Below are 12,351 nucleotides of genomic sequence, written 5' to 3'. Positions count from 1 at the left end.
CTCGGATGATCGATATTCATGATCTCACCTACTCTGTTTTCACCTGAAAAGCATAGCTGACGTCTCCCTGATTCCATTGCCCGGCTATCCGGTATACATAGTTGCCTTTACGTTCTGGAAGTTTCAGCTGCAAATCCGTCACTGCTTGTTTTTCCCATTCTCCACCTTCTCTTTTCATCTCCATTTCCATGGCTTCTGGCGGACTGTCAAATTTCAGCTCGGCATTCCCTCCGGATCCAATACTTAAGACTTGTTCTTCATCAAGATCTTCTGAAGGGTCCCGCGCATCTGCACAAACAGCTTTGCCTCTTTCATTCCAGCAGTAACCACCTTGCTTGGCTGTGATCATTTCTTCACCAGCTTGCACCTGCAAAACAGGCGGTGCGGGTTCGGATCGACCATCTTTCCATTGAAAGACAAGAAACGACACAAGACCGATAAACAGGACACCGCTCACATAAGTGAAGCCTTTTCTTCCAATCTTCATCACCAATCCTCCATTCTTTTAGTTTAAACGAAATCTTCCATCATTTAGTTTCTGTTTTTTCTTACAATACAGAATAAATCTTTTTTCATACTGTCAACTGTCAGGAAAAGCATAGCATAAAAAAAGAAATGACCCCGAAAAATTCATATCAGAGTCATTCCTTTTTACGCACGCTTATTTATCATTCGCAAATAGCTTGATAAATCTCTCCATGACAGGCTGGATTTCGGATTGTATAGCTTCCATCACAACCGATAGATGCATGGTATCTTCCTTCGCTAACAGGCTTTTCAAGCGTTTAACAGCAGCTATGGAAACTTCCGTATTGACGTTTATCTTGCAAATCCCTGAGTTGATCGTCTTTCGAATCGTTTCCTGAGGAGTGCCAGATCCACCGTGCAGCACCAACGGAATATCAACACGTTTTTTGATATCTTCGAGTAAATCCAGATCAATATTCGGCTCTCCTTGATACATCCCGTGAACCGTCCCAATGGCTGCAGCCAGGAAGTCGACACCTGTAGCTTCGACAAACTCCTCTGCTAACTTCGGATCAGTCAGTGCCCCCGTTCCTTCTTCCTCATCAGAAAATGCCCCTCTTGCCATCGAGCCGATTTCCGCTTCCACCGATACTCCTGCTAAATGGGCTATCTCCACTATCTCTTTTGTATATTTTATATTATTTTCCAAGTCATGTTTCGATCCGTCATACATGACAGAATCAAACCCAGCGCGTATTGCCCGGATGATCGTTTCTTTTTCATAGGCATGATCCAGATGCAAACTTACCGGAATGGAGCTTTTGCGCGCCAGGCCTTTTACCATTTCGGCAAATCCATCTATATCGACCGCTGGCACATACCGCTCCCCCAATGCGATAATCACTGGACTGCCAGCTGCTTCGGCTGCCGCGATGGCAGCCTGAACCGTTTCCAGACTATATACATTAAAGGCTGCGACAGCATAACCGTTTTTCTGTGCATCCTGCAGCATTGCTTTTGTATCCAATAACATATTGATCTTCCTTCCTTAGGCTATTACATAAACAAATCCAATAATAAAATGCATAGCAGGCCGACAACCGAGATGATTGTAACGCTGACAGACCAGGTTTTGATGGTCTTGCCGATTGACAAATTAAAGTACTCTTTGTAAATCCAAAAACCAGCGTCGTTGACATGGGAGAAGGTGATGCTTCCGGCACCGGCTGCCAATGCCATTAATTCAGGGCTTGCACCGGCACCTGCCAATGGGGCCGCAATTCCGGCCGCTGTGAGCCCGGCAACAGTTGCCGATCCCAGCGAAACCCGGAGAACCGCCGCAATCAGCCATGTCAAGATGATCGGTGAAAATCCCGATCCTTCCATGAAGCCTGCAATATACTTATCTACTTCACTATCAATCAAAATTTGCTTAAACGCACCGCCGCCCCCGATGATCAATAGAATCATCGCAATGGAAGCAATCGATTCCGCTATCGTGTTCATGACATCTTCCATCGAGCGTCCATTATTCAAGCCAAAGGTGAACACTCCCAGGATGACAGCAATCAACAATGCAATAGACGGGTCTCCGATGAATCCGACATACTCCAATAAACTGGAATCAGGATAGAAAATCTCCATGAATGCATAGATGAACATTAGAATGACCGGGATCAGCGCGGTGAAGATACTGATTCCGAATCCTGGCATTTCATCATCTGCCAGCCGTTTTGAGTTGAATAGTTTCTTAGGAATATCGCTTTGCAGATTTTCCATTTTAAACATACGTGTATAAAGCACACCGCCTATAAAAATAGATGGGATGGCTATGATCAGACCAATCAAGAGCATGATGCCGATGTTTGCATCAAAGATAACAGCAATGGCAGTCGGTCCGGGATGAGGAGGAACGAATCCATGCACCGTGATCAATGCCGCTGCAACAGGCATTCCAATGTATAAAACCGGTAGATTGGCGCCAATCGCCACTGTGAATACGAGCGGGATGATGACGATGAATCCGGTTTCATAGAACATAGCAATTCCTACGATGAATGCTGTAATGACTAACGCAATCTGGACTTTATTTTGTCCAAAACGCGCAATCAATGTATCCGCAATCCGCTGGGCTCCGCCAGAATCAGCCATCAGCTTTCCAAGCATGGTTCCAAATCCCAATACAAGGGCTAGGTCCCCAAGCGTAGAACCAATCCCATTTTTTACTGACTCCAGGGCTTCAATAGGATGCATCCCTTCCATGATGCCTACCAATAGCGCCACAATCACAAGTGATATGAAAGCGTTTAACCTAAAGACTGTGATAAGCAGCAGCAGAAGTGCCACTCCGATGCATATGTATACAATTGGCATGATGTACCTCCTTGGTTGTTAGGCAGTGCATCCCATTACGGAAATGCACTGCCCTTGATATTAGTACGCCAGTTCCTCTATTACTTCTCTTAAGGTAGTGACTTCGCCCACATTGCCCGGGAAGATCACATAAGCGATGCCTGGGAATCTGCTTTCCCTTCCAGTTACCCATACCGGAATACCAGGCTTGATCTGCCCTGCCACTGTTGCCCGTTTAACCGCCAGGCCATTCACACCGATATCACTGGAAGTAATGCCGCCTTTGGCAACAATGAATTTAGGACGTACGCTCAAGGAAGTCACGATACTAGTGACAGCTTTGGAGATTTTCACTGAGAGCTGCAATTCTTCCTCTTTTTTATCCGGACCAAGATCCAAACGTTCCCTCCGGGTATAAACAGCAACTGTTCTTCCCTGTTTGATAAGCGATTCCGCCTCTTTCAGCACGCGATTGAATTCCTTGCCGAAAGCCTCTTCCTCCAATACTAAATGCGTATTGAATTCGATGAAGTGAAGTCCATCCAATTTCCTTAGCTGTTCGAGCTGCTGGGTGGTTTTCTTCACATGGGAGCCTACCAAAATAAGCCCGCCATTTTTCTCATTTTCTTCAATCAGATCCTGCTTTGATAAAAGCGCCCGGTCAGAAACCCCGCCGATTACTTTTGTCAGCGATGCTGCTGTGCGGAACATAAATTTCTTGCCCGCATTCATGGCGCGGATCAGGGCAGTCACAGCTATCTGCACATCTGCGTAATCGACTGCATTTATAATGACTTTATTGAAGTCTTCCACCTGCAATAACTTCTCCAAAAGTGCGTCAATATCCATGGCCCGGATTTCATCCAGTGATAGATAGGTAGCCTTATCCGCCTGATATCTTCCTTCTGTCTTTTCCTCCACCCACTTACCGAGATGGGAATGTGTGAAGCCGAATGTCCGGTCTTTGGCGAATTCGGTCATACCAGCCGGAATCAAGCTGTTCTCATTTTGGACATAATGGATATCATCAAGCGTGTAGCGGCCTCCCTCCTTGAAGAAAGGAAAGATGACTTCTCCATCGAACTTGTCACCGCTTACTTTTTCCACCGTCTGCTTCAGGACTTCCGTTTCCAGCGGATAGTGGCCTCTCAGGGTGGAATCCCCGCGGCTTATAATGATATAGTCTTTACCTTCCTCTTTGGCAACCTGCGCGATGGCAGCAGCGATATCCTGATGCACTTGCTCTGTTTCTTTCGCAGTGAAGGCTCTGGAATTCGTAAGGATAAAGAACATGCTGTTTGCTTCTTTAAACCCGGCACGAATACTTTCTGCCGTCCAATCGGTGTACACGGAAATATCATGGATGGTCTGTACCCCTGTCGGGTCATCATCCAATACGATGATTTTCTTGTTAAATGATTGCAGTGCCTCATCCAGCAGCTGCTTCGCCTTTGCATCATCCATTTCCTTAAGTCGCTTCAGCTCATCGACGTGACGCTCGGTTTGCTCGGCCATCATGTTACTTCCTCCCTACTTCTACATGGGCAAGCTTCTCGTAATATTGCACAATGCCGCCATGGTCATCCGTTGCTTTTCCGTCTGCTTTCAGTGCATGGAAAATCTCCAGCAGCTGACTTGTAAGCGGAAGCGGAACACCGATACTGTGCGCAGTATCCATGACATTGGTGATGTCCTTCAGATTGATATCGATCCGGCCGCCTGGTTTGAAGTTGCGATCGAGAATCAATGGTACCTTCGCATCAAGTACCGCACTGCCAGCAAGGCCTCCTCTGATTGCCTGATACATTTTCTCTATATCGATATTTGCTTTTGCTGCCAGTACAAGCGCCTCGGACATGGCTGCGATATTCAAGTTCACAATTATTTGATTTGCAAGCTTTGCGGTTGCGCCGCTGCCGTTATCTCCTACCAGGACGGTCTCAGCTCCGATGATGTCAAAGATGTGCTTGGTTGCTGTGAAATCCGCCTCTTTTCCCCCTACCATGATGGAGAGGGTTCCATCTATCGCTTTTGGCTCTCCTCCGCTGACTGGCGCGTCCATCATATGTATGTCCCTTTCCTTTAATGCAGCTGCGATTTCCACGCTGTCAACCGGGGATAGTGAGCTCATATCGATCACAATCGAGCCCGCTTTGGCAAATGAAGCTACACCGTTTTCTCCCAAAACGACATCCTTTACATGCTTTGCGCTAGGCAGCATCGTAATCACGACATCATTGTTTTCTACTGCTTCCTGGATGGACAGAGCTGGTTTTGCTCCTGCTTCTGCCAGCTGTTCGACAGCAGCCTTATTAATATCAAAAGCGGTTACATTTTGACCTGCTTTTATTAAATTCAATGCCATCGGTTTCCCCATAATCCCAAGTCCAATAAAGCCTATGTTTGATTCCATGATGATCTGTTCGCCTCCAAAAAAAGTATTGAATACGTTTGCATTCTCAATTTAAACATAATTATATTATTTTGTATACATTTAATCAAGAAATTGTATACAATTTTGTTATTTTCGTTTTGCATTCTGGTGCATTTGTCTTTTTATCAGGATTTGTTATGATGAGGGTAAACCCTGCAGATTTTATCCGAATGGGAAAACTTAAGGTGGAGATAGATGAATATGGATAAGAAAAAAGCCGTGCAGCAGTCTTATGAAATGGTACGGGACAAGATATTGAACGGTCAGCTGCAAAGCGGTGAAAAAATCACGGAAGAAAAGCTGGCAGCTGATCTCGGTTTCAGCCGAACGCCAATCCGTGATGCGATCAAAAGATTGGAATATGAAGGGCTGATCATCAATAAAAAAGTAGTAAAGCCGACTGATAAAGATCTGCGGAATATTTTTCAGGTTCGCATGCTTTTGGAAGGATACAGCGCACGCTGTGCGGCGACCTATTCTTCCGCAGATCAATTGGAGACATTGGCGGATTGTGTGGAAACAGGAAAAACCGGATCCTATGATGAAATCATGGATGCCAACGAAAGATTCCATCAGATCATTGTCCAAACCAGCGGCAACGACAGACTGATCGATACAATCAACCGCATGCAAAGCATCATTTACTTATTCCGTAAGACCGTGGTATTTTACAACCGCCCTTTTCTGATTGAGGAGCATGAAGATATTTTCCAAGCGATAAAGGACCGGCAGCCAGAACGTGCAGAGGAATTAATGAAACAGCATTTGGAAAAAGATCTCGACTTCTGCCTGCATCTCATCGATAGTCAAAATTAAAAAAATAGAACCGCGAATTTGCGGTTCTATTTGCATTACAATGATAGAGTAGCCCATTGCAGGAATTTCTTCGTTTTCGTCTTACCGTGGCAGATAGTGATGCAAAGCCCTGCTGCTCACTCCAGATAATATCCTTCAAACAAACGACCGCCGAACGGCTCCAAGCACTTAAACAACTCTAAGTGCCAATGTAGGGAGCAACCAGCGGGCAGGCCTATTGTTCTTTTAACCCTGGTTAACATAGCTGTTGTTTACAGCGATGATAAATTTTTGGATTAAACAGCATGATGAGATCTTAAAGGAACAGTTTCTTCTTTTCCCGTATTCAGGAATATCTCTTCTAATGACGGTTCATATACCTGAATTCGATATACGTCTACATCCAATCCAGTAAATAAACGATTTATGGAAGAAATCTTTTTCTCTTCCGCTACTACAAACCTTACGTATTCTTCCTCCCACTCTACGTTTGATGCGAGGGAATCTAGTTTATGCTTTAAGTTATCTTTATGCTGCGCAGGTATATGGCCGTGCTTAACGGTAACAGTTAGGTTTTTTTGGAATTCCTTTTTTAAGGAATCGATACTCCCTTGTAGCTTTATAGCACCTTTGTCCATTATAGATATCTCATCACATAATTTCTCGACCTCGTCTAAGTTATGTGATGTTAGGAACACCGTAGTACCATCACTTGATATATCTTTTATAAGAGAATGTATAGTCAAAACAGAATTAGCATCAACTCCGGATGTTGGTTCATCCAAGAAGATGATATCGGGATTATTTAATAAGGTCTGTGCAATCCCCAGCTTTTTCTTCATACCAAAAGAAAACTTTTTGACCTTTAGCTTGGTGTCGCTTTCTAAACCAACCATTTCAAGCAGTCTAATATATTCCTCTTTCTTCATTTTCACTCCCAGGATCTTGCTGAAATACCTTAGATGTTCTAATGCGGATAAATCATCGTAGAAAGATGAATAATCCGGCATTACTCCCACCTTAGCCTGCACTTTCTTTTTCGAACCTGAATCATTCAAATTTAATTTGAAAGTTCCTGAAGTAGGGATTGCTAAACCAGTTAACATGTTAATCAATGTAGACTTACCGGCACCGTTTTTACCTAAAAAACCAAATACCGATCCCTTTTTGACTTTTAGATTAACTTGGTTAACGACTGTTTTTTCACCATACTTTTTTGTGAGATTATTTGTCTCTATTGCGTACATTATAAATCCCTCTTTCTAATTGTGAATAGGCTTATAGCTAAAAAGATAATAGGGAAGATCAATACTATATAGATATATAAGTCATTATCCTGACTGAAGAAATAGTATGGTGTAATGTAGCTATATATCTTAAGGAATATATTTTCAGATGCTATACTCCAAAGACCTAATATTGGTACGACAACCGCAATGGCCATTCCTAGAAAGCCAGTCACTCCGGGTTTTGGAATAAGAGTCGATAACAATAAGGACAATCCTACAAAATAAGATACAAAAACGATGGATTGCATAAGTTCCGGGACGTGAAAGGCCTTGGAGAAGGGGATAATTAACAATAAGGCAACGAATAAGCAAACGATCCAAAAAAATAAATTCCCAAGAAACTTACCAATCACAATGTTTTCTCTTGAGGTTTTTGTCGCAATGAACCTGATGGTCCTGGATTTAAATTCTTCATTTATCGTACTGTGTGTGAGAGTGGATACAAAGAGGGGGCTTGCTATGAGAATCAAGATCAATAGACCTGTTGCATATGCGCTATCACCTAATCCCAATTCTTGAAGTTGACGTTGAAATGAACTGACAAGTTTGGCTGCGCCAAGTGTTACACCGAAGATAACACCTATTATGATTAAAGAACGTATGCTTTTGAACAAACTTTTAAATTCTCTGAAACAAACGGCTAACATTATTAGTTTCCTCCTTCAAACACTTTTTTATGGGAACACCAAGGGAACTTTCAAGGATATGGTATCAAATACTTCACATGACATCCAGAGTTTTTTGAATAAAGTTAAGATAAACCTTAATTACTTTAAACAAAATAATAAAAATATGTTTAATTTTATTAAAATCGTGTTATTATTATAACCAAGGGGGGAAAGAGATGAACAAGAAGGACGTTCCTTCGTGGATCTTATCGTTGGATTCTGAAGACCTTGAATTTATACGTAAGTTCATCCTTAATTCTGGTTCATTAAAGGACTTAGCCAAAGCGTATGAAGTATCTTATCCAACAGTGCGGCTAAGATTGAATCGACTGATACAAAAAATTGAATTAGTGGAAGAAAGTGAATCTGAAGAGTTGGTTAGCTTTATAAAGAAATTAGCAATAGAAGAACGTATAACACTTGAAGATGCTCGACTAATCATCCAAAAATACAATAGCGAAAAGGAAGGGATTTAAATGCCTGAGTTATCCGTATTCCTCATAATCTTTGTTTTGTCAGCAATCCAATATTTTATGGCTACTAGAAATGGCTTCATATTCGGTTTTTTCATACCTGTAATATTTATTGCTGCAATGTCTTGGATGTTTATTACAAACAGACTTGAAAGTGTCACTATGTTCGTTGTACTACTGATCATTGGATTAATCCTATTGATAGAAGAGTGGGTCAGAGGAAGAAAATCCCTTCAAAAACGACGTCATAAGGAAATGGATATTATGAAAACAAAAGACCTTTGAACGTCATATTCCCTGTTTAAAAGAATATACATGGAAATACAGTTATAGTATAATATGTGCACCCATGTTTTCATTCTTCTATACAATATCTTCTCTGAAGCGTAAGCTGTATGAGACGAATCTTATTCTGGTCGTGGGGGCCTAAATAAGAATATGTATGGAAGCTAATAAACAGCGCCCACTGTTTATTAGATAGAAAAGGGATAGAGGTTGCGACTCTATCCCTTTTTTTAATAAGTATTAGTTAATGATGGAATCAATCTTATCGCTGATCCACTCGAAAGTAGCACCGTTTTTGATCCAGTTCCAAACTGTGCCGATATTTTTTGCTGCCCAGTTGTATGCTGCCCCTGATAGTCTTGAAATTAGCGCCCATGCTGCTCCCATAATTTTCATTCTCCTTTTTTTCAAATATTTTGCAAGCTTGCACAATCAATATAAAACAGCAAAATCTTTAATACAATAACATTTTCCAAAATAATCTAAATTCGTACTTTCATAATAGTCCCTTTTCCCTCTTTTTGGAATATTATTAACTAAATGTAAAAAGTGGGTTGTTTAACTTCATATTTTCTTTATCATTATTAGGAGAAATATGGTGCTATAATTTCACTGTATAAACATTTATAAGGGAGATTTCTATGCATTTAACACTTAAAGAACCTTCCAAGAAAATTTCTCCGTATGCAATCAAGTATTGGAGATTAGTCGATATTATCGTCTATTCAGTCGTATTTTGTATATTAGGAGTACTATACCTTCTAAAGACTACTTATAATTGGCCTAATTGGTGGGATACTGTTTTCCTTTTAGGTACTATCCTTTTAGTACTTTCCTTCATAATTGAGTTCTTTTATATACCAAAATTCAAGCAAAGGACTTGGAGATATGAAGTTAACGAGAACAGCATTCAACTCAAATATGGTCGTTTCCTGAAGAAGTCTTATAAAATCATCCCTATGAATAAGGTCTACTATGTAAACACGTATCAGCACCCTCTGCTGAAACGATATAATCTATCCACTCTAAAAATTGGTACTATAGCTTATGTACACGAAATCCCAGCGCTACCTGAACAAGAAGCCCAGCACATTCGCCAACTGATATCCGACTTGTCCGGAATGAATATAACCAATTCCAATGGGGAAGCGAGGCATATCGATGGGTAGTATAAGCAATCCAGAAACAGTCTATAAAAGACTCCCTCCATTATGGATGGGTTTAAAAGCTCTCCGGTCGCTGAGAGAGATAATCTTCTTCTCGATATTTTTATCGGTTATCTCTACAACTAGGTTTTCGCCTTTCCCTTTTGATAATGTCAAATGGATTATTGCAGCTTATAGTATTTATAAAGCTATCTCAATTGTCCTAGAATGGAAGCATTTTGGATACTTCTTTGATAATGAAGGGCTGCATATAAAGAGTGGTCGCTTTATAAAGATAGACCGGCACATTCCATTCCAACGAATACAAGGTATAAATGAATATACACCTTTTTTCCATCGATTATTAGGATTAACCATACTTTTATTAGACGTAGGAGCAAATGATAATAAAAGCTCAGTAAAATTAGACATGTTAACTCATGAAAGTTCAAAAGAGATTAAACATAATTTAATTAAGTACGGTTCTATACTGAAAGACAATCCAGATGCGGAAGAACAAGAAATGAGTACTCTTAAGCATCCTTTAAGGAAAACTATCTATCAAATCTCTAATAAGGAGATTATTATTGGATCAGTTACATCTTTAAAGCTTGTTTTGTTCTTTACGTTACTTTATTCATTTTATGGAAATGTAGAGAGGTTATTTTCCGTCCAACTGAATGTGGAACAAGTAGTAAGTTTCTTTACAAGTAGCTGGTGGCTCATGTCTTTGGGAATATTATCATTGCTTATCATATCCACTGGGTATGGTGTACTTAAGACTTACCTTAAGTATGGTGACTTTTCCGTAGCTACTGATCAAAATAGAATCTTTATCAGCAAGGGAAGAGTAAATAAAACAGACTTTTCAATTCCAAAACACAAAATACAAGCTGTAAGTATCAAATATTCATTACTAAATAAACTTACCGGTCTAGTTAAAGTACGAATAATTAGCACTAATGACAGTGATAATCAAGAAGTCCAGACCTCCAATGTTCTGTTTCCCTTTATTAACGAGAAGAAAGCAAGATCCCTTATTGAAGAAATGTTACCCGAATTTCGTCTACATGAAGTTATGACTACAGTTCCTAAAAAGTCTATAATCCCAAAGCTGATACGAACAAGTTACTTATGGTTGGCAGCAATAGCAATAGTATACTTCTACTTGCCTTCTTTTTGGTACGTAGCTTTTGTATTAGTATCCTATATCCTGATTAGTCAAATACGAAGTGGGTTATTTAGTGGCTATTCTTTTGAAGGAGATAGTATTCAGTTAAAGAAATGCAGATTGTCGAGCACTGTTATTATCACCTCCAGATCTAGATTGGAGGAATTAAGATTTTCACAGACCTTAATGCAAAGGATATTCAATCTATCTTCTTTTGCTGTAGTATCACGCTCCAATCCTGCAAAGACTACCAGAATGTTGGATGTTCCTTTTAAAGTATCCATAGAGTTATACACTATGTATAAAGCAGATGCTATCAGAAAAGGCAAACTGACTGCATGACAATATAGCCGAGGATTCCAAATTGTCAGGGAATAATAGAGATATCTATAATGAAGAAATAACAGGAGATAATAAGAAGATTATTAGCAGAAGTATCATCCAGGTCAAAACCACAAAATATCTTATTCCCAATGGATCCATATAATATAATATAAATAAAATACTGCATAAACGGCTATTGCTCCACTTAAATAAGAAGAACTAGGAGTAAAGAGAGAATATCTCTAATCATAGTGAGAAAATACGAAGATTTCTTTAAAGCGATGAGCAGACTGGTTCTAATACTAAATCAATACAAACAGAAATGGAGGTCATTTAAGAAAACAAGGTTAAAAGAAGTGCATATTAATGAAGGGCAACAATATTTATATGTTGCCCTTTGGTTATGTAATACCTTATAAGATGTATCCGCTTTACTACACTAAAACTAAATCAATTGATAATAGCTGATATATCCGATCTGCCTATCTTTTGATGCGCTGTGTAATCAAATCATTATATAGTTTTTTCCGTTCCGATCCAATCCTGCATAAAAATCCCTCATTTCCATTTGACGTCTATATCCAGTATCTGTATAATGAGCATACAACACAACAGAAGCGTTGATAAGGACAACATGCACGCGCCTCTTTCTTCCAGAGAGCGAAGGAAATGCTGGAACCTTCGCAGATAAGCACATGCATTACCGCCTTGGAGCTATTACGGGGAACTCAAGTATCCGTAATCGGGAAGACCGTTATCGCTTTTTTAAGAGCATCAGCTGTTTGCTGGTGGAATTAGGGTGGAACCACGACCGCAATCGTCCCTTCAGGGAGATGACTGCGGTCTTTTTTATTTACAATTTCATATCGGAAAAGCAATGCGAAGGACATGATGCAAGTCATCCCTCTCCTAAACAGAAAGCAGGGTCAACGGCTGAGAGCCCTGCA

General features: G+C 40.4%; 13 protein-coding genes and 1 other annotated feature. Of the genes, 5 read left to right on the top strand and 8 right to left on the bottom strand.

All coding sequences use genetic code 11. The annotated features are described in order from the left end of the window. Positions 1 to 28: 28 nt before the first annotated feature. The 5 genes from CHH53_RS09205 to garR all read right to left on the bottom strand — a co-directional run bounded on the left by CHH53_RS09205 (position 29) and on the right by garR (position 5,284). Positions 29 to 487 carry a hypothetical protein gene (locus tag CHH53_RS09205; protein ID WP_095215823.1) on the bottom strand — a complete coding sequence of 153 codons (459 nt, stop codon included), beginning with the start codon at positions 485 to 487 and terminating at the stop codon, positions 29 to 31. A 174-nt stretch (positions 488 to 661) separates the two neighbouring features. Continuing rightward, complete coding sequence (locus tag CHH53_RS09200) at positions 662 to 1,501, bottom strand: class II fructose-bisphosphate aldolase (RefSeq protein ID WP_095215822.1); 840 nt, start codon at positions 1,499 to 1,501, stop codon at positions 662 to 664. 23 nt (positions 1,502 to 1,524) lie between these two features. Further along, positions 1,525 to 2,841, bottom strand: coding sequence for a gluconate:H+ symporter (locus CHH53_RS09195; RefSeq protein WP_095215821.1), 1,317 nt, complete (start codon positions 2,839 to 2,841; stop codon positions 1,525 to 1,527). Positions 2,842 to 2,901: 60 nt separating this feature from the next. After that, positions 2,902 to 4,335 (bottom strand): four-carbon acid sugar kinase family protein, encoded by a 1,434-nt coding sequence (locus CHH53_RS09190; RefSeq protein ID WP_095215851.1) that lies wholly within the window; start codon positions 4,333 to 4,335, stop codon positions 2,902 to 2,904. A 4-nt stretch (positions 4,336 to 4,339) separates the two neighbouring features. Further along, on the bottom strand, positions 4,340 to 5,284 hold the full coding sequence (gene garR, locus CHH53_RS09185) for a 2-hydroxy-3-oxopropionate reductase (protein WP_255374708.1): 945 nt from the start codon (positions 5,282 to 5,284) through the stop codon (positions 4,340 to 4,342). Between the two features lie 171 nt (positions 5,285 to 5,455). Here garR and CHH53_RS09180 point away from each other — a divergent pair, with 171 nt between their 5' ends. After that, positions 5,456 to 6,070, top strand: a complete 615-nt coding sequence (locus tag CHH53_RS09180) for a GntR family transcriptional regulator (protein WP_369819870.1) — start codon at positions 5,456 to 5,458, stop codon at positions 6,068 to 6,070. Positions 6,071 to 6,345: 275 nt separating this feature from the next. On the opposite strand, the gene CHH53_RS09175 is transcribed toward CHH53_RS09180, so the two are convergent. Together CHH53_RS09175 and CHH53_RS09170 are read right to left on the bottom strand one after the other, a co-directional pair. After that, positions 6,346 to 7,296 carry an ABC transporter ATP-binding protein gene (locus tag CHH53_RS09175; protein WP_095215818.1) on the bottom strand — a complete coding sequence of 317 codons (951 nt, stop codon included), beginning with the start codon at positions 7,294 to 7,296 and terminating at the stop codon, positions 6,346 to 6,348. Beyond that, entirely contained in the window at positions 7,296 to 7,985 is a 690-nt protein-coding gene (locus CHH53_RS09170; RefSeq protein WP_095215817.1) for an ABC transporter permease, read from the bottom strand. The genes CHH53_RS09175 and CHH53_RS09170 overlap by 1 nt, the downstream gene beginning before the upstream one ends. A 197-nt stretch (positions 7,986 to 8,182) precedes the next feature. On the opposite strand from CHH53_RS09170, the gene CHH53_RS09165 reads away from it, so the two are divergent. Continuing rightward, on the top strand, positions 8,183 to 8,482 hold the full coding sequence (locus tag CHH53_RS09165) for a DUF2089 family protein (RefSeq protein ID WP_095215816.1): 300 nt from the start codon (positions 8,183 to 8,185) through the stop codon (positions 8,480 to 8,482). After that, complete coding sequence (locus CHH53_RS09160; protein WP_095215815.1) at positions 8,483 to 8,764, top strand: hypothetical protein; 282 nt, start codon at positions 8,483 to 8,485, stop codon at positions 8,762 to 8,764. 240 nt (positions 8,765 to 9,004) lie between these two features. On the opposite strand, the gene CHH53_RS09155 is transcribed toward CHH53_RS09160, so the two are convergent. Next, positions 9,005 to 9,151 (bottom strand): aureocin A53 family class IId bacteriocin, encoded by a 147-nt coding sequence (locus tag CHH53_RS09155; RefSeq protein WP_095215814.1) that lies wholly within the window; start codon positions 9,149 to 9,151, stop codon positions 9,005 to 9,007. 254 nt (positions 9,152 to 9,405) lie between these two features. Between CHH53_RS09155 and CHH53_RS09150 the strand changes: the two genes are divergently transcribed. Continuing rightward, the gene (locus tag CHH53_RS09150; RefSeq protein WP_095215813.1) at positions 9,406 to 9,933 is read left to right on the top strand and encodes a PH domain-containing protein; all 528 of its coding nucleotides are present in this window, start codon (positions 9,406 to 9,408) and stop codon (positions 9,931 to 9,933) included. Further along, complete coding sequence (locus tag CHH53_RS09145; protein WP_158221525.1) at positions 9,926 to 11,422, top strand: PH domain-containing protein; 1,497 nt, start codon at positions 9,926 to 9,928, stop codon at positions 11,420 to 11,422. The genes CHH53_RS09150 and CHH53_RS09145 overlap by 8 nt, the downstream gene beginning before the upstream one ends. Before the next feature lie 593 nt (positions 11,423 to 12,015). Beyond that, positions 12,016 to 12,232: a binding site (T-box leader), on the top strand. Positions 12,233 to 12,351: the final 119 nt, after the last annotated feature.

It is taken from the genome of Terribacillus sp. 7520-G, assembly GCF_002271665.1.
Lineage (GTDB): Bacteria > Bacillota > Bacilli > Bacillales > Amphibacillaceae > Terribacillus.
This window is presented reverse-complemented; position numbering and strand designations above follow the sequence as displayed.